This is a genomic window from Caldinitratiruptor microaerophilus, assembly GCF_025999835.1.
GTDB classification, from domain to species: domain Bacteria; phylum Bacillota; class Sulfobacillia; order Symbiobacteriales; family ZC4RG38; genus Caldinitratiruptor; species Caldinitratiruptor microaerophilus.
Genome location: NZ_AP025628.1, coordinates 392,562 through 419,446, shown reverse-complemented (window position 1 = coordinate 419,446; position 26,885 = coordinate 392,562). Strand labels below are relative to the sequence as shown.

The window sequence follows — 26,885 nt, the reverse complement described above, 5'->3', positions numbered from 1 at the left end:
CCTCCTGCTGGGCCTGCAGTCGCTCGTTTCAATTGTCAGCGCCGGTGCTAAACTGACCCAGTAGCGCCGGAATGGAATTGACCCACCCCCCAGCGAAGACACCTTCCGATTCCGCCAAGAGTCGGGGGTGTCCAGAGAACGTGCTGAGGGGTGGGAAAGTGAAGCGCATTTACGAGTTGCACGGGGAGGGCAAGTCCATCCGGGCCATCGCCCGCATGTTGGGTGTTTCCCGGAACACGATCCGAAAGTACTTGCGCTCTCCCGAGGTGCCCAAGCCGGCGCCACGGCCACAGCGGGCCTCCAAGCTGGACCCCTACAAGGAGTATATCCTCCAGCGAGTGGGCGAGGGAGTCGACAATTGCACCGTATTGCTCCGGGAGATCCGTGCACAGGGTTATACCGGCGGCCATACGATCCTTCGTGAGTTCGTCCAGCCGCTGCGCCGGCGCCGAGAGCCCCAGGCGACGGTCCGCTTCGAGACCCGGCCGGGGGAACAGGCCCAGGTGGACTTCGGCCTTCTCAAGTACAAGACCCCGGACGGCAAGACGCAGCGGGTCTGGGTCTTCGTCATGGTGCTGAGTTGGTCTCGGGCGATCTACGTCGAGTTCGTTCGGCGAGCGGACGTCGCCACGTTCATCCGCTGCCACCTGAATGCGTTCGCCCGGTTCGGGGGCGTACCCCGCCGGTGCCTGTATGACAACACCAAGGTGGTCGTCCTGGAGCGGGATGAGCACGACCAACCTGTCTGGAACCCTCGCTTCCTGGACTTCGCCCTGCGGGTGGGTTTCGACATCCGGCTCTGCCACCCGTACCGGCCCCAAACGAAGGGGCGCGTGGAGAGCGGGATCAAGTACGTCAAGCGCAACTTCTGGCCCGGCGTGCGGTTTGTGGACCTGGCGGACCTGAACCAGCAGGCGGCCCAGTGGTGCGACACCGTGGCGGACGTCCGGGTGCATGGGACGACCCACGAGCGGCCGGTCGACCGGCTGCGCATTGAACGGGAGCACCTGCAGCCCCTCCCGAGCCCCCAACGGCTCGAGGTCTTCCTGCGGGAAGAGCGGCACGTGGGCCGGGACGGGTACGTCCAGTGGGAGAACGCCTGGTATGGCCTTCCCTGGCCATGGAAGCCCGGCCAGGTGGTGCAGGTCCAGCCCCGGGATGGGATCGTTGAGCTCTGGGACGGGGGCAAGCGCCTCGCCGTGCATGCCCGGGCCACTCAAAGGGGCCAGCGGCTCACGCACCCCCGTCAGTGGGCGGGCCTTCAGGCTGGCGACGGACGGCCGTCCAAGGAGGCCTTGGCGGTCCAGCTGCCCACCGTTGAGGTCGAGCGCCGGCCGCTGGCGGCCTACGAGGCGCTCGTGGGGGCGGTGGTCGCCGGATGATCGCCTTGGAGAAGTCCCGGCAGTACCTGGAGCAACTCGGCCTGGTCCAGGCAGCCGCCGTGCTGGAGAGCCGGCTGGAGGCGGCAGCTCAGAAGCAGCTCCCGTACGCCGAGTTCCTGGCCGACTTGCTGGGCGTCGAAGCGGCCGCCCGGCGGGAGCGGTACCTGCGCACCCGCACACGCCTTGCCCACCTGCCCTACTACCGCACCCTCGAACAGTTCGACTTCCGCTTCCAGCCGTCCATCGACGAGCGTCAGGTCCGTGAGCTGGCGACCCTGGCCTTTGTCGCCGACGCCGCCAACGTGATCTTCCTCGGTCCGCCCGGGGTGGGGAAGACTCACCTGGCGGTGGCCCTGGGGATCCGGGCCATCGAACAGGGCTATGGCGTCTACTTCGTCCGGGCCCACGACCTGCTCGAAGACCTGCGCCGGGCGCAGGCCGAGCACCGCCTCGACCGCCGCATGCGGGTCTACCTGGCCCCGAAGGTGCTGATCATCGACGAGTTCGGGGTCTGGCCCTACGACCGGGCGGCCGCTACGGCACTGTTCGCGTTGATCTCCGCCCGGTACGAGCGTGGGAGCGTCATCCTGACGTCCAACAAAGGCTTCGCCGAGTGGGGGGAGGTGTTGGGGGACGCGGTGATCGCCACCGCCATCCTGGACCGCCTCCTGCACCACAGCCACGTACTCAACATCCGCGGGGAGTCCTACCGCCTCCGCGACAAGAAGCGGGCCGGCCTCTTCACCACCGTACCGCCTCACCCCGGAGGCCTCCCCACCGAACCACCGAAGGAGTGATTCGCCTGGGGGGTGGGTCATTTCCCAACCGGCCCCAGTGGGTCAAAAGTAAGCCGGCGTTGACACAATCCTCACCCGGCCGCGAGGCCGGGTGCAACTCGATGGACCCCGTATACCCCAAGAAGATGGCGCCGTTTCAATCCTCACCCGGCCGCGAGGCCGGGTGCAACGTTACAACTGGCTGGTGAACCGGGGTGGCCAGGTCCGGTTTCAATCCTCACCCGGCCGCGAGGCCGGGTGCAACCAGGGCGGCGGTCAGCGCAGCGTCCGGCCAGGTCTCGTTTCAATCCTCACCCGGCCGCGAGGCCGGGTGCAACGTCGAGGCCGCCCATGCGATAGGCCGACTTCACGCGGTTTCAATCCTCACCCGGCCGCGAGGCCGGGTGCAACCTGCAGAGATACCGTAACCTTCCAGTCCTTTCCCTGGTTTCAATCCTCACCCGGCCGCGAGGCCGGGTGCAACGTCGTCGGCCGGGTCGATGTCGATGTCGCCGGCCTCGTTTCAATCCTCACCCGGCCGCGAGGCCGGGTGCAACGGCAACCACGTAGCGGTTGATCGCGCTCCTGGCCTGGTTTCAATCCTCACCCGGCCGCGAGGCCGGGTGCAACTCGGGCAACTCGCCGATCTTGTCGAGGTAAAGCTGGTTTCAATCCTCACCCGGCCGCGAGGCCGGGTGCAACGCTAGGTCGCGAAAGCCAAGCCGCAAGCGGCTTGAGGGAGGGGAATGAGCGAACCGAACAGCGTAACGTGGCGAGGGTGGGTTGACCCCGAGGCAGGGAAGGCGCGCGGGGCGTTACAGAGTAGGCGATTACGCATCGGCGAACCTCCCCACTTCTTGACAGGTACTACTGGTTCGCAAACGCTTGCCGTCACAAGATTAGTGGCTCTTGGAAATCGAGAACGTGTTGGATGCCGTAGGCGTAAGTGTGCCTGTCCCTCGGCTCCATGATCCTGTACAGCCGAAGACTATCTTCCCCTTCGTCAATCTCGTTCCGTAGCTGGCGGATGAGTTGCTCAAGCTGTGCTTGATTGACCTGACATTCGAAGACGGACTTTTGTACGCGCTGGCCGAAGTTAAGGCAGATCTGAGCCACTTTACGCAACCGACGACGGCCTGCCGCTGTCTCTGTATTGACGTCGTAGGCCACAACGATCTGCACGAGGTCGGCACCACCCTACCGATACAGCCAAGGTACGTAATGGTCCAAGTCGCCACGAAGATGGCGAGCAAGCAGACGCGCTTGAACATGGGGGATCAGACCTATAGGAACCTTGCGGTCCAGTACCGGATGGTATACCTGCTCTTGCTTGCGCCTCTCATAAGCTACTATCACTTTCTTGCGGCCCGCGTCGCTCAAGTGGATGGCCCCTCCGGGGCGGGTCACGAAGTCGTCCGACGTTGCCTGGCGCAGGTTGATCAGGGCAATCGCAAGGCGATCCGCCACTGAGGGTCTTAGTTCCTCAACGAGGTCAAGGGCGAGAGCTGGCCGGCCGGGGCGAAGCTCGTGCAGGTAGCCAATCTGTGGATCAAGCCCAACTCCTTCGGCTGCGGCTATGCATTCGCCCGTTAACAACGTGTACAGGAAAGAAAGGAGTGCGTTCATCGGATTCGTAGGGGGACGCCGCTGCCGGCCCTGGAGGGCGAAGGCCTGGCGATCTCGTTTAATCATCAAATCCCAGGAACCAAAGTAGCGTCTCGCTGCCTCTCCCTCCAGGCCACGGATCACATTGATCTCGGAGGCTGCTTTCAGGCGCTCCAGTATTCCGGCGAGATCGGCAACGCAGTCGCGTAGCGTCTTGGACTCGGCTGAGTCTGGCGTCTCCCGAGCCGCTCTCTGTAACAGGAACCTGGCGTTCTGAATTTTGCCACCGACAATTGCCCTGGCGATCGCTGCGCTCCGTGCTAGAGAGCGTGCTGCTTCGTATTGCTCCCACCGCAGGAGCACGTTCCCGGCTGTGGGTCCTTGGACCCGAGCCGCAAACCTGCCGCGGTCGTCCAAGAACACAACAGACCGCCGATCCTGAGCAAACCGCTGCATCACGGCCGGGCTTACCATCACGTTGCCGAAGCAGACGATACCGCGCAGGTGCAAGACAGGAACCTGCAGCAGCTTGGCACCATCGGCCTCCACCCGAACTGTTTCATGATCGAGCCTTACATACGCGCCGGGGGTTGTAACATAGAGCGTATTGAGGAGTTCAAGCACTGGTTTCTCCCTCCTCTAAACCGGTGTTGAACACCTCCTGCAAAAGGTCTTCTATTCGCCGCCTGTCCTGGACCGGTCGAGGTAGACATGAGTCGATTAGGGAGCACCGGGGACAACGGGTATCGTTAACGGCAGGAGGCAAAAGTCGGGCGCTCAACAGCGCCCGCACCTCTTGCAAGACAACCGTCACACGTTCTCGCAACTCTGGTGTAAACACAACCTCACGCCTGTGTCTCGAACTGTGGTGGTAAATCGCTCCCCTGGGCACAGGGACCCCGAGCATCTCCTCGAGGCAGAGAGCCTGAGCACATAGCTGAAGGTCGTCGTGTTCCGAAGCTCTGCGCGAACCGTGCTTGTACTCGACAGGGTAGGGGACCTCGCCGTGAAACTCAACCACATCGGCCTTACCAACGAGGCCCAATCGGTCCGACCAGAGTACAAGCCCGCGTTCAATTCGGACGCCAGCTTCGACGGCTACCCCCGGAACGTCGACACGCTCGTGGACGGCGCGACCTCGGAGCGTGTACAGGTTCTCATCGAAGGTCTGCTCAAGGTGGATCAGCGCACACTGCCGTGGGCAGTATGAGTAGTGCTGCAGGGCCGAGATGGGGACCCAGTACTCATCAGGGACGGCGCCCGTAACCACTGCCCTCACCCCACCAGCCGAGTAAGGGTGACTCCGTCAGGCAGGTCCTTGTCATCGACGACAACCGTGTAGTCACCAAAGCTTCTCGGGGATACCACACCGTCCCGACGTTGGACCCGGACCCGGTCCAGTAAAGTGTGGGCGGGGGCCTTTCCCAAGGGCGAATCATGCGTGAACACGTATAGTCCGCGGCAGGCCATCCTTCCCCGACTGGACGATCGATCAAGGTCCCAGCACATGATGAGCGCAGTCCAGAAGAGGTCGAGGTCTTCTTTACTGAACCCAGTCTGGCGGGCAAAGATCGGGTTTACGAAGCCGTAGCCCTTGTACAGCCCGTAGGGCACGATCGCCTTGCGTCCCATCTCCGTCGTCTTACCGCCGGACTCGCCCACACCTTCGTCACCGACCACAACCTTGGCGTCCTCGGCGCGCGTGACCGCTACCCGAGTGATCGCGAGGTCGAGAGGTACGATTGGGTCGATGGAGCGGGCAAACGTTAGCTGCACTGGACCGCGCACCTGACCGCAATTGACCCCTGTGGTCATCACCGCACCGAACGTACGGATGTCCCAAAAGTTCCAGCACATCCACGCACGGGCTTGTTCGACGGTTTCGCGGTCCTGCCGAGCCCCCGTGGACCGGAGGCCCAACGCGTCATACGCCCGCTGGTGCAAGTCGTTGAGGGCTTCGCCTCGAGTCTGAACGTAGATCTTCATGCGTTCCTCTGTGCCCCGCGTGGCATCGACCCAGTTGCGTATCCGCCGCTTGATGGATACGTCAGTCACCAGGCCCTGCATGGTCTCCGGGTCGACGCGCGGCAGGTTCCCGGCATCGGGATCTCCATTCGGGTTACCGTCGGTGACATCAAACAGTATTACGAAATCGTGGCGCCTTTCGGGGTCCAGGTGCACGGACATTTGGTCTCCTCCCTCTCTTGACGAATTCACTCGTCATCAGACTCGTCGGTTTCCGTATCTTCCGCTTTCTGAGAGCGAGCCCTGGCGGCGGCCAGATCGGCCGCCCGCTGGTGGTAGTAGCCAAGAGTGAAAAGTGCCTGTTCCCCGAGGTTCAACGTTGCCGGGAAGTACGTGATCGATTCCTGTACTTCCATGAGTCGTTGCTGGAACACGTTGTAAAGGCGCGGACGGTCCTTACGCAGCTTACCCAGGTGCGACTGGGCGGTACGGAAGAGAGTTCCGAAAACGGTGGCTGGGCTTGCGGAAGCAGCACCGTAGAATCGGTCCAATAGCGTGGCCTTTGCACCCGGTACGGCCGCGTGCTGGATTTCCTCAAGAACAGCGAGAAGGCGGCCGCAGTGGTAAGCCGGATCTCTCTGCGTACGATCCAACTGCATCAACTCATCCTCCTTTTCGATCCGCATGTAGGAGAGATAGGACAAACGGATTAGAGCCGCACGCTGACGGGTCACCCGCTGTTCCACGCGGGCTCGCCTGATTGCCTGGGCAAGGATCCAGCTGGGAATCCACGTCCCGGCCAACGCGCATCGAATCAACGCCTTGGGAAGCTCTGGAGGTAGGTCCCGCGAGGCATCCCGAACAGCTGCTGCGGACAAGGCGAAGATCCCGAGGGGCGCGGGCTCGTTGCCATCTGGACCGATGATACGTTGTAGCATGAAGAAGCGGGCAAGATTGCGTCTCACTTCCCCCACCGTTGTATCAAGCCAATCGCGTACGACCGCTCGTCCACCGCTGGCAGAGAAGGCCACCGCGTAGTACTGCGTGTCATCCAGTTCTAGGGAACCCGCTCGGCCCGTGTATACGGAAGCAATCAAGGCACGAACTTCGGCAGGATCCGGACGCGAGAGAAGATTCAAGAAATTCTGCTCCACAGGCTCCCGTGTCCACGCCACGTACACGATCGGACCGACGACCAGATGCGTGTTAGGGTCGGCCAGGAGCGCATTTATCGACTTGTGGGTCCGCTCAGCACACTGGTGGCAAATCGGTGCGACATGCGAGGCTTCGAGGCCATAGGACTCGAACGCTGGTGCATTGGCGGAGACGAGGGCAATTCCAGAGGTTTGTCCTCCCGGAATGCTCTTTAGCTTGAAGGGTAGCCGCGCGACAACTTGCTTTAATTCGCCGCAAACCAAGCACGTGGCGACCCGGCCAGTATCGTCGTCCGCATTCTCCTTCTCCGCGCCCGCGCGCTTGGCCCAAAAGCGTTGGATAACCGGCAAGTCAATGGGACGGATCCCAGCGACCTCGAAGGTGATGTTATCCGCCGGATCGAAGCCGCTGGGCAAGCGAAGACCATGCGGCAATCCCTCGAGGAACTGTAGAACGGCCTTCACCGTGAGCTCTCCCGTGGCGAGGGCGCATTCACGAACTAGGTCTATAAAAGCTCGGTGACGCAACACCACCTTGTCTGCGTCCTCAGGCTTGCGGGGAATGCCTAGAACGTACTCACCGTTGTCAGCAAGTAACTTGGCTCGAATCGCTACTGTTCGCCCGATCTGCGGCGTCAACATTACTTTGCCCCGCTGTGTACTTTTCGTGGTCCCGCCGGTTGTCTCGACCATCTGCAACATTCGCCCGTCGGTATCAAGGTGGATCACCCAGCGAACCGCGGTGGGGCCGTACATCGGTGGCGGCAGCCGCAACCGATCCGCATACTCGTTCAGCCGCTGTAAGAGCATGGCGTATTTCACCCCCCATACAGGTCCGGGGGCACGCGCAAGACACCACGGTCGAGGCTTGCCTCGAAGAAGCGAGGAGTCCCGCGCCCAGACCCGTCCTTTTCGTACTCGAGGTCAAACAGCATCCTGCCCAACGGAGCACTGTAGTCGATGGGTGTTTCGGTACCATCCAGCGGTCCGAAGAAAGCAGCAAATTCCCGCGTGCCTAGATACGGCCGGTGGAAACACTCCCCGCGTCGGACCCTACGCCGGAACTGATCCCTGTACTTGGCGATATCGGCAGCAGTACCGGAACGCGGCTCGACATCGGCTCGAATGACGTAGGCCACGTTGTAGAGTGCTAGGGTGTGTCGTTGAGCCCGATCCTCGTCTGCGAAGAAACCACCGCCATTTGCCATCCAACGCTGCGCGGCGGCAAAGGAAATTTTCGAGTTCACCTCGTTCCGCACCATCGATACGTACCGGATGGGGCGGAGTACCCAAATCTCTCGAATGCGCCACGCGAATTCGGGCTTCCAGAAAATAGCCTCAAGGATGCCGCGGGCAGCAGAGGGCGTCACGACGGGGTAGGAAACCCGCTCGACTTTCGTCTCGGGTCGAGTGAAACAGGCGTAGTCGCCCCACACCTTCACCTCCAGCGGAGGCCACGTGCTCAAGTGTCTCACCTCCTTCGGTCAAAGGGCTGAGCCGGCGTTCGCTCCTGACAGTTGTGGTGTGGTCATGATCCGGGACAGGTCAGAGGAGCCACACGGGTCGATCCTGTGTGTACCGGCAGGTTTGGATGCGCCCTTGCACACACCAGCCCAACGAAGGATCAGGTTCCATTATGCACACCTTAGCTTCGGCTGTCAATCCCTTCCGGTGCGCAATGGCTCCTCGTGCTACACCGCCCACGTTCATGCACCCGTCTCCCACCTTTCGCTTTGCTTCCTGCTTCTTGCACATCCGGTGGACTGAGGCGCTTCTGATATAATGGCGAGGTGACAAGCACCCCGGGAGTTCGCCTCCCCGGTGGTGGGGATTGAAACGTTGGTCTGGTCTGTGCAGGATTTATCCGGAATGCGCACGGGGCGCCAGCAAAACTGGGAAGCCCCGTGCTTCCTTAATCCTCGTGTCCCTTCTGTCAGACTACGACGTCCTCAGGTGCCAGGGGTTCGTTAACAAGCCCGCGGACGCGGTCGTACCGACCGCGCCACTCCCACAGTCCAGGGACGATCTCTATTGCCAGGCCCCTAGGATAGGCACCCAGTTGTCTCCGGTCCACTTGGACGATGTAGGGCTGCAACTGCCGCCAAACGGACCGTGGGGGCATACGTTCACCCCTCCGTAGTTCTGAAATTCGAGAAGCGGCCTGTCGCGCTTGCACGTCACCGGGGGCGACCTCCCAGTACGGCACGACGAGCGGCAGTGTGTCCGACGGAATCATGCGGAATTCCCTAGCTACTGCTGGGAAATCGAAGCTTGCGCGCAGCTTCTGTACGCGATTAGCGTCAGTATCTGTGTGACGGTAAACCTCCCGGAAGTAGTCAAGGAAAAGCCCAGGGTCATAGAAGTCGAAGTCCGGGAATGCCATGAACTTCTGGGCAATATGAGTGGCTGTAGAGTATGCACCTCTTGGGAGACCGCCCTCTGCCGGCGTGAAAACTGTCATCAGGCCTCGCGTGAGACGGCCTTCACGGTTGCACCTACCTGCAGCTTGAACGATCCGATCCAGGGGGCCAACGGCACGGAACACGACTGGGAAATCCAGGTCCACGCCCGCCTCGACCACTTGAGTCGTGACAAGCCGACACGGAAGCCCCTTCGTAAGCCGACGCTTCACCTCGGCAAGGACCGCCCGCCGGTGCGCGCCACAGAGCATAGACGATAGATGCAGGACCTCAGGATCTCCCAAGGCCTCCAACAAGCGAGCGGCGTCTGCTCTCGTGTTCACTATTGTTAAAACCTGGGGGCGGGAGCGCATCTCCTCCGCTACCCGCTCCCACGGCCACGACTCATCAGGTGGTACCACTGAGAAGTCAACTCGACGTAACTCCTGATACCAGCGGGGGTGCTCAGGAGCGATCTCGCGAATGCCCGGCAGCCCATGCAAGACGGGGCTGTCGTCCAGAGCAGGTTGAGTGGCCGTAGCGAGAACAACCGTTGCACCGTAATGGACAGTTAACTGCCGTAAACCGTCGAGAATCGGTTCCAGAAGGCCAGGTGGGAGCGACTGGGCCTCGTCGAGGATAATGACGCTACGCACAAGGTTGTGGAGCTTCCTGGCCTTTGACGGGTGGTTCGTGAAAAGACTTTCGAAAAGCTGGACCGTGGTGGTTACAATCACAGGAGCATCCCAGTTCTCTGCTGCGAGTTCCGCCCACCGCTCAGCGGGCGTGGGGTTCAGGGGATCTGCAGGACCTTCCATGCTACTGTGGTGCTCCAATACGGCTCCCACGCCGAGGATGTCGCGGTACACGTCGACAGTCTGCTCGACGATGCTCGTGTAGGGGATGGCAACGATGACCCGATCGAGACCGTGTAGCAACGCATGACGAAGGCCGAACGCAAGGGTCGAACGGGTCTTACCTCCACCCGTGGGAACCGTAAGGCGGAACCAGCCAGGCGACTCCAGCGCGGCTCGCAAACACGCGAGATACGCTTCGTGCCGAACCTGCCCAACCACACCTGGCTTACCCGTGATGTTCCGTTGGTTAGCCTCGAACAATCGCCACAACTCGTCCATGCGGACGGGCGCAACGCGCAGGTTTGCCAAGTCAGGATGGAAATACGCTTCAGTATCAAGCCGGTCCGCGTCAACCAGGGAAGAGAAGAGCAATCGAATGAAGAACTCCTGCTCAAGTGGCCCTCTAAGATGCTGCGGCGTAGGCAAGGGCGCATGTGGTTCCAGATCGGAGAAATGGGACTTAGCTTGTGCAAGGGCTTCCTGCACATGGGATGAGCGCATCCACTCGTGGATATGGCTCTTGAGATCTCCCAAGCTGTGCAACCCACCGTGGTGGCCGGCGATCACAAAAGCCAGAGGCTGCGCATGACGAAAGGCCATGACTGTGCCCGCTCCCTTATGATCGGGACCGCGGGCTACCTTGCTGTCCTTCAAGTACGCTTGGAACAACGGATGGATCTTCCCGATGTCATGCCAGAGCCCAGCCCACCATCCCCACTCCGGTGCGCCCAGAGCTGTCGCGAACTGCCTCGTGAGGGCTGCCACCGAATAGAGGTGCTCCTTGAGGTCGTGACCTTCATTTCCCTCGAAGGCAGAGTGGGCCAACCAGGTCACACTGTGTTCCCCCTGCCGGAAAGGCCGGTGCTGGGAGTCGCAAGTCCACAATACAGACCTGTCGCCTACAACAGCTGACGAGATCGCATGTTCGGTGAGGCAGATACGATCCGGCCTGACTGAGCATCAGGGCCAGGAATCGTCCCCCTGCCGCCATACTTTGCCGCCAACGCTGCAGCCTCCCGGGCCACCAGTGTTCGCAGAGTTGCGGGTTCAAGTACCTCCGCCCCACCACCGAACTGCAGCACCCACCGGGCGACTTCCCCCAGGCCGGCGACCCGGACACGCAGGATGAGGCTGCCGTCGGGTTCTTCCTGCATCTCCTGCGTCGGGTGCCAGCGTCGCTCGCGCACGTACCGGGCCACGGACGGGGCGAACCGGACGGCGACGGGTACCGGGTCGCCGGCTTCGATCCGCCAGGCGGTTCGGAGGTACTCCCGCGCGTCGAAACCGGCACGGACCTGGAATGCCTTCGACGTGAGCCGCACGTCGTGCATCCGGTCGACCGCGAAGGTGAGGACGCGCTGGCGCCAGTGGCACCAGGCGATCGCGTACCAGGCCCCGTCACGGTAGTGGAGGTGGTACGGGTCGAGCCGGCGGCGGCGCCAGTCGTTGCGGTACGCGGTGTAGTAGAGCACGTCGACGGTGCGATGCGTCACGATGGCTTCCTGCAGGAGCCCCAGCGTTTCGACGACCTGGGCTTCGTCGCCCCGGATGGCGGGCAGGCCGAAGCTCAGCTCGTCGGGTGTGTCGCATCCCAGCGACACGGTGGCCGGCAGCGCGGCCACGAGCTTGTCGATCAGGCTCCGGACCGGCGCCTCCAGCACGGAACCGGCCACCAGGCCGAGCAGGTGGGCCGCGGTGTGGAGGGCGGCGATCTCCCGAGGAGTGAGCGGCAGGGACGGCAACACGAAGTCCGGGCGGGTGTAGTAAAAGCCCCGCCGGCGGGAGTCGTACTCGATCGGGGCTCGCAACTGGTCCTTCATGAACTCGATGTCGCGCTGGACGGTGCGGCGGCTGACCTCCAGTTCCCGCGCCAGGTTCGTGGCGTTCGGATAGTGGCCGCCGCGGATCCGGTCGTGGATGAACTGCAGGCGGGCCATCGCGGACCGGTTCATGCGGTTCCCCCTCCCCCGTCAGACCGTCCGCGCCTCTCCCGGGTGGGCCATAAAGCTCGCACGGCGTCACCGGCCCGGCCCCGGCACCCAGGCCCGGAGGCCGGCAGGCCGCGCCGTACTCTCACCCGGCGGTAGATGCTAGATATACGAATATTTCTGCCTATGTGAGGAAACTCCTTCCGCCCCGCCCGGCAGGGGCTGGCATGGCGCGGAGGCGCCCCGGCCGCCGGTGCCGGGGCGGGGCGCGAGGACCGTGTTCGGTCACCCTGGTGGGGCCTGGGCGGAACCCTGGGGCGTCACCTGCGGCGGCGACTCGCCGCCGGGACCCGGGCCACCCGCTTCGGGAGCCGGGCCGGCGCCGGTGCCGGAAGTGCCGGACCCCGAGCCGGGCGGAGAACCCGGCGTAGGGCCGGACGGAGAGCCGGGCGTGGGGCCGGACGGAGAGCCGGGCGTGGGGCCGGACGGGGAGCCGGGCCCGGACCCGGCTTCGGGAGGCGCTGGCGCCGCCTCCTCCGCCGGGGGCTGGGCCGGCCCGGTGGCAGGCGCACTGCCGGAGTCGGACGGCGCCGCCACCACGTCCACCCGCACCGCCGCCGACGGGGGCCCGATCTGCCCCGTGCGGGGGTCGACCGCGGCAACGCGATAGTAGTACGTGCCCGGCCCGGGTGGGGCATCGACGGCCGGGGGCGCGGCGACGATCTGGAGGAGGTGGTCCGGATCAGCCGGCACGTCCGGGGTGTCGCCCCGGAACACGAAGTACTGGACGGCGGCGGGCGCCGGGGCGAAGTCCGGCGGGGTCGGCGGGGGCGCGCCGGTGCCGGGGGCGCCGGGCCCGTCGGGCGCGGCCGGGGCGCCGGGCGCGGGGGCGGGCGCGGCGGCCTCGACCCGCCACGTGAGCGCCACGGTGCCCGGCCGCGGCCCGGGCGCGGCGGCGAGGTCGACCACGGCCGGAAGCGGCGGCGTGGGGACGGGGGCCGGTTCGGGCCCGACCGGGGCGGGCTCGGGCGGCGCCGGCGCGGGCGTCGGGGCGGGCGCGGGCTTCGGCGGCGGCGGGATGCGGCCGTCGGGGCCGGGGAACTCCAGCGGTGGACGGCCGGCGAGGGCGTTGGCGGCGATCTGGCGCCAGATGCGCGCGGGGTAGGTCGAGCCGCTGACGGACGGCGGCAGGTAGTGCTGGCGGTCGGTGCGGTCGTAGCCCATCCAGACGGCCATGACGAGGTCGGGGGTGTAGCCGGCGAACCAGGCGTCGCTGTTGCCCTCTACGCCCTCGAACTCGGGCGTGGCCGGGAGTTCCACGGTGCCGGTCTTGCCGGCCATGGGCCGGTCGAGGAGGGCGGCGCGGCCGGTGCCGGATCGGACGGCGGTGCGGAGGACGTCGGTGACCCAGTAGGCCGTGCGGGGGCTCATCGCCCGGCGGCGGACGGGCTCCCGGGCGGGGAGCACGCCGTCGGCCGCCTCGACGCGGACGATGACGTGGGGCCCGATGTATGTGCCCCCGTTGGCGAACGCCTGGTAGGCGGCGGCGAGCTCGAGGGGGGTCACCCCTCGCGCCATCCCGCCCAGGGCGAGGGCGAGGGTGCGGTCGGACGGGTCGAACGGGATCCCGAGGCCCTCGGCGAAGCGGCGGGCCCGGTCCACCCCCACCTGCTGCAGGATCCGGACGGCGGGGACGTTCAGCGAGAGCCGGGCCGCCTCCCGGACGGTGACCCGGCCGCGGAACTTGCCGTCCGGGTTCTGGGGCCGGTAGCCGCCGATGTCGAGGGGGCTGTCGTCGACCTCGCTGTCCGGCGTGAGGCCCGCCAGCTCGAAGGCCGGGGCGTAGACGAGCACCGGCTTGATGGCCGACCCGGGCTGGCGGCGGGCGTCGGTGGCCCGGTTCAGGCCCTCGCGCACGGCGTAGCGCCGGCCGCCGGCGAGGGCGCGCACTTCGCCGGTCCGGGGGTCGATGGCGGCCACCGCCGCCTCGAGGCCCTCCGGCGCCCCGCGCGGGAAGTTCGCGGGGCGGGCCAGGGCGCGCTCGGCGGCCTGCTGGGTGCGGCGGTCGAGGGTCGTGTAGACCTTGAGGCCCATGAGGCCGACGACGCGCTCGTCCAGCCCGTAGCGCGCCTCCAGCTCCTGCCGGACCACGTCGGTGAACCACGGGTGGGGATCCTGGCGCTCCGGCGGATCGCCCGGCCGCAGCCGGAGGGGGCGGGCCTTCTCCCGCTCCGCCTGCTGCGGGTCGAGGAAGCCGGCAGCCACCATGCGGTCGAGGACGGCGTTGCGCCGCTCCCGGGCGAGGTCCGGCCGGCGGAAGGGGTTGTACCGCTCCGGGGCGGGCGCCAGGCCGGCGAGGGTGGCGGCCTCGCCCAGGGTGAGGTCGGAGACCGGCTTGCGGAAGTACAGCTGCGCTGCCGCGCCCACCCCGTACGCCCCGCCGCCCAGGTAGATCTGGTTGAGGTACAGGGTGAGGATCTCGTCCTTGGAGTAGCGCCGCTCCAGGGCGATGGCCAGCACGGCCTCCTGGATCTTGCGCCGCAGGGTCTGCCGGGGAGAGAGCAGGGCGTTCTTGACGACCTGCTGGGTGATGGTGCTGCCTCCCTCCCGGATCCCGCCGGCGCGCAGGTCGGCCCAGAGGGCACGGGCGATGCCACGGAGGTCGACCCCCGGGTGCTGGTAGAAGCGGACGTCCTCGGAGGCGACGAACGCCTCCCGCAGGTGCCGGGGGATCTCGCCGAACCGCACGGGGATGCGGAAGACGTGGCCGCTCAGCGGCCCGACGGGGTTGGCGTCCCGGTCGTAGACCATCGACGCCCTGCCGGGGGCGAACCCGCCCGGCGGAAACGAGGGAAGGGTCAGGAGGGCGTAGGCCACGTTGGCCGTGACCAGCAGCGCCGCCAGGGCGGCGGTCCACTTCAGGGACCGCAGGAGGCCCCGGACGGCCCGGCGGACCCGGCTCCCGGCCGGCCCGGGCGCCGCCTGCCCGGGCGCGACCTCTGGACCGGCCGGCCGGACGATCTCACTCCTGCCCGCGTCCATGCACGTCACCCCCACACCCAGGGTGTAACGCCGGTCCGCCCGGTTCGGTTGCGCGGGGCCGGCTTCCGTCCCCGCGGCCGGCGGCGGTGCCGGAAAGTCCGACACACGGTCGCTCAAGTTCGCAAGCAAGTTCGCAAGTTAGTTCGTTTGGACCATACCCAAACCTGTGCTCGACCTGCTACGTAAGAAAGTAGACATCATAGTCCTCTCCCGCCCGTTGACCCGGCGCACGGGGCCACGAAACGGGAACGGCGTGGCACGCGGCGCCCGGCATGGGTATCCCGCGCGCTGCGCGGGGCGGGGGAACATGCAGGGAGGTTTCCCGAGTACATGGAGAAAACGAAGACAAAGCTTGGCGCCCTCTTTCCCGCCGGACCGACCCGGGGGCTCGCAGCCGCCTTGCTCCTCGGGCTCGTCCTGCCGGCAGCCGGCTGTGGAGGCGGCGGTGGCGCCAAGGCGGGCGGCGACCACGGCGCGCACGCCACCTCGCTGGGCGGCGACGCGGCCAGGGGCAAGCAGGTCTACATGAACACGTGCGCCTCGTGCCACGGGCCCAACGCCGAGGGCATGCCCGGGCTGGGCAAGAGCTGGGTGACCAGCGAGTTCATCGCCAGCCAGACCGACCAGCAACTGCTGGAGTTCATCAAGAAGGGCCGCCCGGCGACCGACCCCGCCAACACCACCAAGGTCGACATGCCCCCGAAGGGAGGCAACCCGGCTCTGACCGACGAGGATCTCATCAACGTGATTGCCTTCATGCGGACCGTCAATAAGGTGAACAAGTAAAAGACGAAGGTGAACAGGTAAAGAAAGGCGCAACCATGGGCCACCGGAGGTGGGTGGCCTTTTTACTTTATCACTGTAACGCCCGATCCTCGGGGAAACGCAGGTGCAACGCTTGAACTTTCCACCGTTGTTCTGGTATCCCACGGGGGAGCAGTCGGCGGGTCCGTCTTGATCGCGGTCACCGAGTGGCTGGCGTGGAGGCGGGGGGACATGGGGGGATACCGGGTAAGGGTTTCAGGCCGACCCGGCCCCCCCGGAAGTGCTACGCTATCGTCCGATGGGAGCGGAAATCTGACAAGGAAATCGTCCGGTCGCGGCATGGACCCGGACCCGTTTCGCCATCTAAAATCAGGCCAACCACAAAATGTCCGAAATTCTCCGGGCCCTGGGCAGTGGGGCCGGGAGGCGGAGGGAACGGGGTGCACGACCGGACAGGGGAGTTCGGCCGCGCTGGCTCATGGCCCGTTCAGGCCGGTCCGAAAGGAGCGCACGGGGTACCGGAAGAGGCAGTTCCAGAGGCGGATGTCCTCCGGTATTTTCGACGCCTCCGTGCGATCGAGACCATCGAAGACCTTCCCGTCCCGGAGGGGGCCGAATCCCCCGGGGCCCACTGTGGCCTGTTCGAGGCAGCCCTGACGGCGCCGCTCATCCGCGGGAGCCGGACCCTCCTCATCGGGCCAGCCGCCTGCCTCCACCACGCCGGCAGCCTGCACCAGTCCGGCAGCCGGGGGTTGGCCGCCGCTCCTTCCGGCCTGCTCTTCCTGTGCATGGAGCCGGACGATGCGGTCTTCGGGATCGACAGCAAGATCGTCGAAGCGGTCCTGGAGGCCGACCGCCGCTTCCAGCCCGACGCCCTGTTCCTCGTCAGCACCTGCGTGCCGGAGATGGCCGGGACGGACCTGGATGCCCTCGCCGCCGAACTGGCGCCCCGGGTCCGGGCCCGGCTGCTCGTCGTCCGCACGGACGGCTTCAGTGCGCGCCACCAGCAGCAGGGCCTGCGCCGGGTGCTGGCCTCGCTGGTCGGGCTCATGGGGCCGGTGCCCCCGGAGCCGCGGAGCGTGAACGTCCTCGGCCTGCGGGCGGAGGGCGCAAGGCACACCGAACTCGTGAGAGCCCTCGAGGACGCCGGAGTCCGGGTGCTGAGCACCGTGCCCGCCGCCACCACGGTCGAGGCACTCGCGCGGTGCCCCTCGGCCGCCCTGAACGTCGTCGTGGAGGATTACGCCCTGGACCTCGCCCGGGAGATGGAGGCCCGGTTCGGCGTGCCGTACGTCGAGGTGGGGTTCCCGCTCGCCCCGGATCGGGTCGACGAGGCGTATGCACAGCTGGAGGATGCCCTGGGTGTGGCCCTGAGGCCCCTCGTGGCGGTAGCGCGGGAGGCGGCCGGGCAGGCGATGGCCCGCTCCCGGGCGGCCGCGCAGGGCCGGCGTGCTGCGGTGGCGGCCTTCGCCGGCGGCCCCCTCGGTGCGGCCCGCTTTCTCGCCGAGCTTGGGGCTGAGCCCGCCGTGGTCCTGGCAAGCCGGTTCTCCCGGCAGGATGCCCGGGAGCGTGTGGTCCTGCTGGCTTCTGGCCACGATCCCCTGGTAGGACGGACCCAGGGCACGGGCCAGATGGTGCCGCTCCTGCGATCACTGGGCGTCGACCTCTACGCCGGCCACGGCGACCGGTACGCCCTGGCCCGCCTGGGCATCGGCCAGGTCCATCCCGACCCGCCCCGGGCCCGCTGGGGCTACGAGGCCACCCGGTGGGCTGCGGAGATGGTGGGGGCGGCCATGGGGGGGAAACCCCGGTGACGGGCCTCCGGATCACGATGCCCCAGCCCACGGATTACCTGGGCACCGTCTGGGCGCTTGCAGGCGTGGAAGGCCTCCGCGTCATCGGTCACGGGGCGTCGGGGTGCACGTTCTACGACTTCATCGGCCTCCGGGACCTGCAGCCGGCGGGTTGGCCGCCGCCCCTCTTCTCGACCGGGCTCGAGGAGGCCGGCGTCGTCCTCGGCGGCGAGGAGCGCCTGGCCGAGGCCGTGCGGCAGGTCGACCGGCTTGACCGCCCGGAGGTCATCGCCCTGGTGAACGTCACTGTCGGGGGCCTCATCGGGGCCGATCCGGAGGCGGTTGCCCGGGAGCTGCAACCTCACGTGGGGGCGAAGCTCCTGGGCTTCGGCGGCGGCGGGTACCGCGGGCCCTACACCCTCGGCGAGTCCGAGGCACTGGCGGCGCTGGCGGCAGAGGTGGTCCAGCGCGCGCCTCTCGGCGGTGAGGAGCAGGGGCCCCTGGTGAATCTCATCGGAGCAACGTGGGAGATGTTCAACTGGGCGTCCGATCGCGCCGAGCTGGAGCGGCTGCTTGGTCTCCTGGGGGTGCGGGTGGGGACCGTCCTGGCTGCCGGCACCTCGGTCGCGGCGCTGCGCCGCGCCGGTGGCGCGCACCTCAACCTGGTCGTGCGGGACGTGGGCCTGGAAGCCGCGGAGATCCTCAGGCAGCGGTTTGGCACCCCGTACCTGTACGGCCTGCCCTTCGGTGCGTCGGACACGCGCCGCTGGCTGGAAGAGGTCGCGGGCGCGCTGGGGATCGGCGGGCGAGCCCGGGACGCGGTGGAAAGGGATCTGCGCCGTTACCGGGTCGACTTCCGCACGCTCTCTCCGTGGCGAGACGTCCATCACGACCTGCGGGTGGCCATCTGCACGCCGTACGACTACGCTCTGGGTCTCACCCGGCTCCTGTCGGGCGAATGGGGCCTACCCGTGGCGCTCGTCGTCCTGCCCGTACCGCCCCTGGGGCCGGGACCGGACCCTGCGGGTGAGGCCGTGCGAAGGCTTCAGGAGGCAGGCGCCGCCCGGGTGCTGGTGGCCCCCGACGAGCAGGAGCTGGCGACAGCCCTGACCCGTCTGGAGCCGCACGTCCTCCTGGGCAGCAGCGACGACGAGCGGCTGGCTCCGCACGTCCCGGTGCGGGTGCGCGCGGCGCTGCCGTCGTGGGACCAACTGCACTTCCACGACGGCACACCGTTCGTGGGCCCACGCGGCGCACGCTACGTGGCACAGGTACTCGCAGGCGGTATGCTCACCGCCCGGGCAACGGGTCGGTGGCCGGACTGACGGGGGAGGGCGCATGCGGAAGATCGCCATCTACGGCAAGGGCGGCATCGGCAAGTCGACCACGGCGGCCAACCTGGCGGCCGCACTGGCGGAGCAAGGCCTGCGCGTGATGCAGGTCGGGTGCGACCCCAAGGCGGACTCGACTCTGTACCTGACCGGACGCCGGTTGCGGACCGTCCTCGACCTCCTGAAGGAGAAGCGCGCGCTGACCCTGCCGGACATCGTCCACGAGGGGTTCCGGGGGGTCCTGTGCGTCGAGGCCGGCGGCCCCACGCCCGGCCTTGGTTGCGCCGGCCGGGGGATCATCACCGCCTTCGAGCAACTGGACGCCCTGCAGGCCTTTGCCGTGTACCGCCCGGACGTCGTCCTGTACGACGTTCTGGGGGACGTGGTGTGCGGCGGCTTCGCCATGCCGATCCGGGCCGGTTACGCCCGGGAGGTCTTCATTGTCACCTCGGGCGAGCGGATGGCCCTCTATGCGGCGTACAACATCGCCCAGGCGGTGCAGCAATTCCGGGGGCGGGGCTACGCACGGCTTGCGGGCGTGATCCTGAACCGCCGGGGGATCCCCGACGAAGAACGGATCGTCGCGGAGGTAGCCCGGGACGACCTGGGCACAGAGGTCCTCGCCACCATCCCCCGCGACCCGGTGGTGCAGGCGTGCGAGGAAAGGGGGGTGACGGTGATCGAGGGGGCGCCGGACTCTGCCCTGGCCGGGATCTACCGCAACCTGGCGCAGGCAGTCCTTGCCGCCTCGGAAGACGTGCCGGCGGACCCGCCAGGCCCTGGCGGCGCGGTCCGGCGCCCGGCGCCGTTCGCCTTCGCCGGGACAGGCGCTGCGGACGGGAAGGGGATTGCACTTCACCTGACGGATCACGGTCAAACGGAAGAGGGACGCGGAACATGAAGGGTTACAGGAAGGGACTCGTATCCACACTCCTCACGCTCGGCCTCTTGACCATGGCCGCCTGTGGCCGGCCCCCGGCGGTCGGTGGCGGCACGGGCGAAGGTGCGCACGGCGGCCACGAGGCCCACGGTCAGGCCGCCGCGGGCTCGGCTGCCGGTGCGCCCGCCGGTGCGGCCGGTGGCCAGCGTCTGCGGATCGCCATCGGCCACGGCCTCGACTACGTCGGGGTGGACCCGTTGGGCCCCGGGCGCGAGAACACCTTGCTGGCGACCATCATCTACGAGCCGCTCCTCCTCGAGACCGCGGACGGGAAGCTGGAGCCCGCCCTGGCCGAGCGGTGGGAGTCCGACCCGACCGGCACGCACTGGACCTTCCACCTCCGCCGCGGGGTGACCTTCCACGACGGCACCCCTTTCGACGCCCGTGCCGTTGTCCGGGCCTACGAGCGGCACCTCCGGGACCCCGAGAAAGCCCGCCGGCTGGGCGAACCCCGCGTCGAGATCGTGGACGACTACACCGTGAGCTTCCACCTGAACCGGCCCCACGCCCCCTTCCTCAGCGTCGTGGGCAGCTTTTCCACGGTGATTCCGGGCCCGAACGCGTACGGCAGTGACGGCAACCTCGTGAAGCCGGTCGGTACCGGTCCGTTCCAGGTGACGCGTTTCACCCGGGAGCACGTGCTGCTGGCCCGCTATGAGAAGCACTGGAGGCAGGTGCCGGCGCTCGAAGAGGTCGAGGTGAAGTACATCCCCGACCCCGCCACGATGATCCTGGCGCTGGAAGCCGGGGAGGTCGATGTCATCGGGGCCGACGGGTACGGCGTTCCCCGGAACGAGATCCGCCGCCTGGAAGCGGACCCGCGCTTCCGCGTGCTGGTCAACACGAAGGACGCCGCGCTCGAGTGGATCGGCTTCAACCTGCACCGGCCGCCCTTCGACGACCTGCGGGTGCGTCAGGCCTTCAACTATGCTGTCGACCGGGAGGCCATCACCCGGCAGGTCCTGGAGGGCTACGCCGTTCCGGCCCGGGGGCCGATCGGCTACGACGCAAGCATCCCCTGGACCAACACCGCCATCGAGGGGTACCGCCACCACCCCGAGCGGGCCCGGGCGCTCCTGGAGGAGGCGGGCTGGAAAGACACGGACGGCGACGGTATCCGGGAACGGGACGGTCGTCCTCTCCGCGCCACCCTTCTCTTCGAACCCACCCGGGACTGGAAACTGGTGGCCGAGGCCCTTCGCACCCAGCTCCGGCAGGTCGGCATGGACCTGAGGCTGGAGATGCGCGACGGAGCCCTCATCCGGGACCTACAGAAGAAGGGCGATTTCGAGGCGGCGGCTCAGGGGAGCATCGGCAAGAGCCTGGTGGATCCCTACTATTACCTGGTCTGGTATTACAGCTCCCGGGGCCGGGGCTCGCTCCTCCACGATCCCGGGCTGGACGGCCTCATCGCCCGCTCCCTGTCGACCCTGGACCCCGGCGAGCGGGAACGGCTTTACCACGAGATCCAGGCCCGGATCATGGAGATCCTGCCCGGCGCCTACCTCTACCACCCGGCCAGGGTGACGGTCGTCCGCGCCGATGTCGAAGGCTGGGAGTCCGCCGGGACCATGGATCCCCTTCGGTTCCTCTGGAAGGTCTCCCGGCGGGGCGGGAGGTGAACGAGCGGTGCCCGCCGCCCTGGGCCACGCCTTCCGGCGCCTGCTGGCGCTGCCGGCCGTGCTGGTGGGCGTCACCCTCCTCACGTTCCTCCTCACGGGGCTGATCCCGGGCGATGTGGCCGAAGAGCTCATCCTCCGCAGCGGAGGGCAGCCTACCCCGGAGGCCGTGGCGGCGCTACGGGCCCAGCTGGGACTGGACGACCCCGGCCCCGTGCGGTACCTGCGCTGGCTGGCGCGGGTGGCGCGCCTGGACCTGGGGCAGTCGTGGCAGACCGGGGAGCCGGTGGGCCCCCTCCTCCTGGAGCGCCTCCAGGCCACGCTGGTCCTGACGGGCACTGCCCTCACCGTCGGTGTGGGGGTGGCCCTGGGGCTCGGGACATGGGCCGCAGCGCGCCCGGGCGGCCTGGCGGACCGCCTCGCCCTGGGAACCACCCTCCTCCTCAGGTGCACGCCGGACTTCGTGCTGGGTTTCGTGCTGCTGTACTTCCTGGCCGTGCGCTGGCCCGTGCTCCCGCTCACCGGTGCCGGCACGTGGCGACACCTGGTGTTGCCCGCCCTCGTGCTGGGGCTGGGCCTGGGCGCCACCCAGGCCCGGCTCCTGCGGGCAAGCCTCCTGGAGGTCCTGCGTGAGCCCTTCATCGCCGCCGCCCGGGCCCGGGGCCTGGGGCGGCGGACGGTCTTGCTGCGCCACGCCCTGCGGGCCGCTCTGGTGCCGGTGGTGACCTCCCTCGGGAACGCCACGGGCTTCCTCCTGGGCGGCTCGGTCGTCGTGGAGGCGATCTTCGGCTGGCCCGGGGTGGGACAGCTGGCCGTGCGGGCCGTCGGTACGCGCGACCTCCCGGTGCTCCAGGGGTACGCCCTGGCCATGGCCACCCTGGTGGTGGTGGTGAACTTGGCTGTGGACCTGTCCTACCCCCTCCTGGATCCCCGCATCGCCGTGGAGGGAGGGGAACGCGATGCCACCAGCCGCTAGCCAGGATAGCCGGCGGGCCGCGGCACACGCCGCCATGGCGGCGGCGCCGGCCCTGCCGGCCGGTGGCCGTCCCTGGAGAACATCCGGCGCGCACCGGTCCAGGTTGCGGACCGGTCTGCGCTCCGGCTCCGCCGCGGCAGGGGGGCTGCTCGTCCTGGGGCTGGCCCTGCTCGCCCTCCTCGCGCCGTGGCTGACGCCCGCCGATCCCCTGAACGGTGACGTTCACGCCCGCCTGCTGCCTCCGGGGCCGGGCCACCCCCTGGGCACGGATCCGCTGGGACGGGATCTCCTGGCCCGCCTCCTGTACGGCGGTCGTTACTCCCTGGGGGCCGCCGGAGTGGTGGCTACCGCGACCCTGCTCCTCGGGCTCACGGTGGGAATCGTGGCGGGCTACTTCAAAGGCTGGGTGGACGCGGTCCTCATGCGCCTGGCGGACCTGGTGCGGGCCTTCCCGGGACGCATCCTGGCGCTGGTCCTGGTAGGGGCCCTGGGCCCGGGCCTCAAGAGTCTGATGCTCGCCATGGTCGCCGTATCCTGGGTCTCCCAGGCCCGGCTCGTGCGGGGCCTCACCCTGGCTGCACGGGAGCAGGAGTACGTTCTGGCCGCCCGGGTCTGCGGCCTCCGGCCCGTGGCGATCGTGCTCCGGCACATTCTTCCGGCCGTGCTGCCGCAGGTGGCCGTGGTGATGGCCCTGGATATGAGCTGGTTTCTCATGTCCCTCTCGGCCTTCTCGCTCCTGGGACTCGGCGTGCAGCCGCCGGCGCCCGAATGGGGGATGATGGTCAGCGAGGCCCGCCCTTATTTCCGCACCCACCCCCACCTGCTCCTGTGGCCCGGCGTCGCGATCATGCTGGCCGTGCTGGGGTTCACGCTCCTGGGCGAGGGCCTGCGGGACGCCTGGGACCCGCACCGCCGGGGAGTGAGGCCATGATGGCGGGGACCGCAACGGGCCTCCGGGCGGGCGCCGCTGCCCCCGGCCCGGGTGGGGACTCGGACCAGCCACTCCTCCGCGTGCGCAACCTGACCGTGGCCTACGGGGGGTCGGGCGCTGCCGCGTCAACGCGTGCCGGCGCCGGGCCCCAAGTCGCGTCGCCGGGGCCTGGCGAGGTGCTCGCGCTCGACGGCGTCTCGCTCGACGTGGCATCCGGCGAGACGGTGGCGCTGGTGGGGGAATCGGGGTGCGGGAAGAGCACCCTCGCCCTGTCGCTCCTGCGGCTGCTGCCGCCGGGCGGCCGGATCGTGCGGGGCTCGGTGCACCTGGACGGCCAGGACCTCCTCGCACTGCCGGAACCCGACCTGGACGGGTTGCGCGGTTCCACCCTGGCCCTGGTGCCGCAAGACGCCCTGTCCTCTCTGAACCCGTTCCTCACGGTGGGAAGCCAGATCGCGGAGGCCATCGACCCCCGGCGCGAGCAGCCCCGGGCGTGGGTCCGGCGGCGGGCCGCCGAGCTGCTCGCACTGGCTGGAGTGCCCGATCCCTCCGCCCGGCTCCGCCAGTACCCGCACCAGCTCAGCGGCGGTCTCCGGCAGCGGGTGCTGATCGCCATGGCGCTCGCCCGCTCGCCCCGGCTCCTGATCGCCGACGAGCCCACCACGGCCCTGGATGCCACGCTGCGTGTGCAGATCCTGGACCTCATCCGGCGCCTGCAGCGGGACCTGAACCTGGCCGTGCTGCTGATCACCCACGACCTCCGGACCGCCGCCGCCCTCGCCCGTCAGTTGGTGGTGATGTACGCGGGCCGGGTGGTGGAGGCGGGGCCGGCCGCCGACGTCCTCCGCCACCCCGCGCACCCGTACACGGCCGAGCTCCTCGCAGCGCTCCCGGAGCCTGGACACCGGGCGGGGTCGGGGGCCGCCGCCATTCCCGGTCTGCCCCCGGCACCGGGGGAAGTCCCGGAAGGCTGCCCGTATGCGCCGCGCTGCCCGGTCGTGCTGCCGGTCTGCCGGGTGAACCGCCCTCCTCTCACGCGGCTGCAACCGGGCCGGGAGGCTGCCTGCTGGCAGGTCCGGCCGCAGGACGGCGGACCGGCCGCCGTGTCACCGGTACAAGTGTCCCGGGTCACCGCGGGCTCGGGGTGCGGCCGCGCGGTGCAGCCGGAGGCTCTGGAGCCACCCGGCGCACCCCGAGGCGGGGGGCAGCCCGAGCCGCTGGTCGAACTGGATGCCGTGGTCAAGGTCTTCCGCGTGGGCGACTTCCTGGGCCGCCAGGTCGTGCGGGCAGTGGACGGGGTCAGCCTGGCGATCGCCCCCGGCGAGAGTCTGGTCCTCGTCGGGGAAAGCGGATGCGGGAAGACGACACTCGGCCGGCTGATACTGCGCCTCTACGTGCCGGACTCCGGGCGGGTGCGCTACGGAAGTGAGGACGTCTCCACGCTGCCGGAGCGGGTCTTGCGCCGGCGCTTCCGGCGTGAGGTATCCGCCGTGTTCCAGGATCCTCGCGGCTCGCTGAACCCGCGGCTGCCGGCCGCCCTGGCGGTAGCCGAGCCGCTCCTGGCCCACGGAGTCCCCCGGCGCGAGGCGACTGCCAGGGCGCGGGAACTCCTCGCCCGGGTCGGCCTCGGCGGCACCCTGGCCGATCGCCTTCCACACGAGCTCAGCGGCGGCCAGCGGCAGCGGGTCGGGATCGCCCGCGCCCTGGCGCTGGCGCCCCGGCTCGTGGTGGCCGACGAGCCCTTCTCGTCCCTGGACGCCTCCGTCCAGGCCTCCATCGCCGTCCTGCTCCAGGAGCTGCGCGAGGAGAGGGGGCTGACGCTCCTGACCATCACGCACGACCTCGCCCTCTCGCGGTACCTGGCCGACCGGGTGGCGGTCATGTACCGGGGTCAGCTCGTGGAGCTGGGGCCGGCGGAGACCGTGTTCACCCGCCCAGCCCACCCGTACACGCGGACGCTTCTGGCCGCCGACCGGGGCATCCTGACCACCGGCGCGGGTGGTGGGGACGGTTCCTTCTTCTCCGTGGACGGCATCCCGGGCGGCAGCACGCCACCCCCGGGCTGCCGGTTTCACCCCTGCTGCCCGTACCGCGGCCCCTCGTGCGGGGAGGTTCCGCCCGCCCTGGCATTCGTGGGCACGGGCCACCAGGTCGCCTGTCACTTCCCGCTGGATGGGAGAGACTGAGGGCTGACTCGGTCAGGTCTGACCGCGTGAGCACGGGCCGGAGCGCGGGGACGGCTGCTGCCAGGGTCGCGAGCGGGGGCCAGGGCGGTTGGCAGGAAACTGCGGATGCCCGTCGAATGCGTCTTTGCGTAGCTTGTGACAACGCTTCTGACAACGTGAAGGGCCCGGTGAGCCCGGCCACCGCTTCGTAGCCGGGTGCAGGGAAGCGCAGTGCGAATCTGCCGCTGTCCCGCAACTGTGATCGGCGAGCGCTGCCGGCAGAATGCCACTGGGACGCCACGTCCTGGGAAGGCGCCGGCAGGCGAGGACCCGAGAGCCAGGAGACCTGCCCGGGCCCGAAGGACCCCGGCTCCCTGCGCGGACAGGGGAAGGTGTGGCGACTCGGACTGCACGCCCAGTGCGGCGGTGCGCGCCTTCTCGTCCCGTATCCGGGCGGGAAGGCGCAGCTGTTTTGCCGGACCGGCCGTGGCGCCGGCCGTGGCACCGGCCGTGGCACCGGCCGGCCGGCAAGGGTCAGCGCAGGGAGCCCCGGGTGCGGAATCCACTGCCCGAAAGGAGCGGTCGGTGATGCACATCATGGAGGGTTTCCTGCCGCTGGCCCACGCCGTCGGGTGGAACCTGGCCGCGGCCCCGTTCGTGGTCCATGGCGTCCGAAAGCTCGCGAGGCAGATGAAGGAAAACCCCGAGACGAAGTTGCTGCTGGGCGCTTCGGGAGGCTTCGCGTTCGTCCTCTCCGCGCTGAAGCTGCCGTCCGTGACGGGGAGCAGCTCTCACCCCACGGGCACCGGCCTGGGGACGGTGCTCTTCGGCCCGCCCACCATGACCGTCCTGGGTGGGGTCGTCCTGCTCTTCCAGGCCCTCCTCCTCGCCCACGGCGGGCTGACCACGCTGGGCGCCAACATCTTCTCGATGGCGGTGGTGGGCCCCTGGGTGGCCTACGCCGCCTACCGGCTGGCCCGCCGGTCCGGCGCCTCGCTGGCCGTGTCGACCTTCCTGGCGGCGGCCCTGGGCGACCTGGCCACCTACGTGACGACCTCGATCCAGCTCGCCCTGGCCTTCCCGGACCCTGCCGGCGGCTTTGCCGGCGCGGCGGCGAAGTTCATGGGGGTCTTCGCGCTCACCCAGGTTCCCCTCGCCATCAGCGAAGGGCTCCTGACGGTGCTGGTCATGAACTGGCTCGCCCAGTACAGCCGGCCGGAGCTCCAGCAGCTCCGCGTGCTCTCGAAGGAGGTATAG

At 68.3% G+C, this 26,885-nt stretch carries 19 protein-coding genes, 1 pseudogene, 1 CRISPR repeat array and 1 riboswitch; of the genes and pseudogenes, 11 read left to right on the top strand and 9 right to left on the bottom strand.

The features are described 5' to 3' along the window. Positions 1 to 158 precede the first annotated feature (158 nt). Positions 159 to 1,382, top strand: coding sequence for an IS21 family transposase (gene istA / locus caldi_RS01995; RefSeq protein ID WP_264843434.1), 1,224 nt, complete (start codon positions 159 to 161; stop codon positions 1,380 to 1,382). Continuing rightward, positions 1,379 to 2,179 carry an IS21-like element helper ATPase IstB gene (istB, locus tag caldi_RS01990; protein WP_264843433.1) on the top strand — a complete coding sequence of 267 codons (801 nt, stop codon included), beginning with the start codon at positions 1,379 to 1,381 and terminating at the stop codon, positions 2,177 to 2,179. Before istA ends, istB begins: the two co-directional genes overlap by 4 nt. 61 nt (positions 2,180 to 2,240) lie before the next feature. Further along, positions 2,241 to 2,860: a CRISPR direct-repeat array (repeat unit 37 nt; unit sequence GTTTCAATCCTCACCCGGCCGCGAGGCCGGGTGCAAC). Positions 2,861 to 3,049: 189 nt separating this feature from the next. Here the strand turns inward: istB and cas2 are convergent. The 9 genes from cas2 to caldi_RS01945 form a co-directional block, all read right to left on the bottom strand. Further along, positions 3,050 to 3,340, bottom strand: a complete 291-nt coding sequence (gene cas2, locus caldi_RS01985; RefSeq protein WP_264843432.1) for a CRISPR-associated endonuclease Cas2 — start codon at positions 3,338 to 3,340, stop codon at positions 3,050 to 3,052. 15 nt (positions 3,341 to 3,355) lie between these two features. After that, positions 3,356 to 4,387: a type I-C CRISPR-associated endonuclease Cas1c gene (cas1c, locus tag caldi_RS01980; RefSeq protein WP_264843431.1), complete on the bottom strand. Its 1,032-nt coding sequence runs from the start codon at positions 4,385 to 4,387 to the stop codon at positions 3,356 to 3,358. After that, positions 4,380 to 5,033 (bottom strand): CRISPR-associated protein Cas4, encoded by a 654-nt coding sequence (gene cas4 / locus caldi_RS01975; RefSeq protein ID WP_264843430.1) that lies wholly within the window; start codon positions 5,031 to 5,033, stop codon positions 4,380 to 4,382. The genes cas1c and cas4 overlap by 8 nt, the downstream gene beginning before the upstream one ends. A gap of 5 nt (positions 5,034 to 5,038) precedes the next feature. Further along, entirely contained in the window at positions 5,039 to 5,950 is a 912-nt protein-coding gene (cas7c, locus tag caldi_RS01970; RefSeq protein ID WP_264843429.1) for a type I-C CRISPR-associated protein Cas7/Csd2, read from the bottom strand. A 26-nt stretch (positions 5,951 to 5,976) separates the two neighbouring features. Beyond that, entirely contained in the window at positions 5,977 to 7,704 is a 1,728-nt protein-coding gene (cas8c, locus tag caldi_RS01965; RefSeq protein WP_264843428.1) for a type I-C CRISPR-associated protein Cas8c/Csd1, read from the bottom strand. Further along, on the bottom strand, positions 7,701 to 8,348 hold the full coding sequence (gene cas5c, locus caldi_RS01960; RefSeq protein WP_264843427.1) for a type I-C CRISPR-associated protein Cas5c: 648 nt from the start codon (positions 8,346 to 8,348) through the stop codon (positions 7,701 to 7,703). Before cas5c ends, cas8c begins: the two co-directional genes overlap by 4 nt. Before the next feature lie 467 nt (positions 8,349 to 8,815). Next, positions 8,816 to 10,972, bottom strand: a complete 2,157-nt coding sequence (locus caldi_RS01955; RefSeq protein WP_264843426.1) for a CRISPR-associated endonuclease Cas3'' — start codon at positions 10,970 to 10,972, stop codon at positions 8,816 to 8,818. A gap of 65 nt (positions 10,973 to 11,037) precedes the next feature. Beyond that, positions 11,038 to 12,090 carry a helix-turn-helix transcriptional regulator gene (locus caldi_RS01950; RefSeq protein WP_264843425.1) on the bottom strand — a complete coding sequence of 351 codons (1,053 nt, stop codon included), beginning with the start codon at positions 12,088 to 12,090 and terminating at the stop codon, positions 11,038 to 11,040. A gap of 261 nt (positions 12,091 to 12,351) precedes the next feature. Continuing rightward, positions 12,352 to 15,108, bottom strand: coding sequence for a transglycosylase domain-containing protein (locus caldi_RS01945; RefSeq protein ID WP_264843424.1), 2,757 nt, complete (start codon positions 15,106 to 15,108; stop codon positions 12,352 to 12,354). A gap of 330 nt (positions 15,109 to 15,438) precedes the next feature. Between caldi_RS01945 and caldi_RS01940 the strand changes: the two genes are divergently transcribed. From caldi_RS01940 to caldi_RS01900, 9 genes and pseudogenes are all read left to right on the top strand, one after another. Next, entirely contained in the window at positions 15,439 to 15,894 is a 456-nt protein-coding gene (locus tag caldi_RS01940; RefSeq protein WP_264843423.1) for a c-type cytochrome, read from the top strand. Between the two features lie 419 nt (positions 15,895 to 16,313). Further along, complete coding sequence (locus tag caldi_RS01935; protein ID WP_264843422.1) at positions 16,314 to 17,687, top strand: nitrogenase component 1; 1,374 nt, start codon at positions 16,314 to 16,316, stop codon at positions 17,685 to 17,687. Further along, on the top strand, positions 17,684 to 18,991 hold the full coding sequence (locus caldi_RS01930; RefSeq protein ID WP_264843421.1) for a nitrogenase component 1: 1,308 nt from the start codon (positions 17,684 to 17,686) through the stop codon (positions 18,989 to 18,991). The genes caldi_RS01935 and caldi_RS01930 overlap by 4 nt, the downstream gene beginning before the upstream one ends. 13 nt (positions 18,992 to 19,004) lie before the next feature. Then, a pseudogene (locus caldi_RS01925) lies at positions 19,005 to 19,751 on the top strand (nucleotide-binding protein); the annotation flags it as partial. A 143-nt stretch (positions 19,752 to 19,894) separates the two neighbouring features. Further along, positions 19,895 to 21,559, top strand: coding sequence for an ABC transporter substrate-binding protein (locus caldi_RS01920; RefSeq protein ID WP_264843419.1), 1,665 nt, complete (start codon positions 19,895 to 19,897; stop codon positions 21,557 to 21,559). A 7-nt stretch (positions 21,560 to 21,566) separates the two neighbouring features. After that, entirely contained in the window at positions 21,567 to 22,532 is a 966-nt protein-coding gene (locus tag caldi_RS01915) for an ABC transporter permease (protein ID WP_264843418.1), read from the top strand. After that, a complete protein-coding gene (locus tag caldi_RS01910) occupies positions 22,516 to 23,463 on the top strand; it encodes an ABC transporter permease (RefSeq protein WP_264843417.1) in 948 nt (315 codons plus the stop codon). Before caldi_RS01915 ends, caldi_RS01910 begins: the two co-directional genes overlap by 17 nt. Continuing rightward, entirely contained in the window at positions 23,463 to 25,649 is a 2,187-nt protein-coding gene (locus caldi_RS01905) for a dipeptide ABC transporter ATP-binding protein (RefSeq protein ID WP_264843415.1), read from the top strand. Before caldi_RS01910 ends, caldi_RS01905 begins: the two co-directional genes overlap by 1 nt. A 176-nt stretch (positions 25,650 to 25,825) precedes the next feature. Beyond that, positions 25,826 to 25,996, top strand: a riboswitch (cobalamin riboswitch). Positions 25,997 to 26,216: 220 nt separating this feature from the next. Further along, complete coding sequence (locus caldi_RS01900) at positions 26,217 to 26,885, top strand: energy-coupling factor ABC transporter permease (protein WP_264843414.1); 669 nt, start codon at positions 26,217 to 26,219, stop codon at positions 26,883 to 26,885.

What these genes read in the sequence shown, in the direction of transcription:
- caldi_RS01910 (WP_264843417.1), top strand. Translation starts at nt 22,516, where the DNA reads ATGCCACCAGCCGCTAGCCAGGATAGCCGGCGGGCCGCGGCACACGCC.
- istB (WP_264843433.1), top strand. Translation starts at nt 1,379, where the DNA reads ATGATCGCCTTGGAGAAGTCCCGGCAGTACCTGGAGCAACTCGGCCTG.
- caldi_RS01920 (WP_264843419.1), top strand. Translation starts at nt 19,895, where the DNA reads ATGAAGGGTTACAGGAAGGGACTCGTATCCACACTCCTCACGCTCGGC.
- caldi_RS01905 (WP_264843415.1), top strand. Translation starts at nt 23,463, where the DNA reads ATGGCGGGGACCGCAACGGGCCTCCGGGCGGGCGCCGCTGCCCCCGGC.
- cas7c (WP_264843429.1), bottom strand. Translation starts at nt 5,950, where the DNA reads ATGTCCGTGCACCTGGACCCCGAAAGGCGCCACGATTTCGTAATACTG.
- caldi_RS01900 (WP_264843414.1), top strand. Translation starts at nt 26,217, where the DNA reads ATGCACATCATGGAGGGTTTCCTGCCGCTGGCCCACGCCGTCGGGTGG.
- caldi_RS01945 (WP_264843424.1), bottom strand. Translation starts at nt 15,108, where the DNA reads ATGGACGCGGGCAGGAGTGAGATCGTCCGGCCGGCCGGTCCAGAGGTC.
- caldi_RS01950 (WP_264843425.1), bottom strand. Translation starts at nt 12,090, where the DNA reads ATGAACCGGTCCGCGATGGCCCGCCTGCAGTTCATCCACGACCGGATC.
- caldi_RS01940 (WP_264843423.1), top strand. Translation starts at nt 15,439, where the DNA reads ATGGAGAAAACGAAGACAAAGCTTGGCGCCCTCTTTCCCGCCGGACCG.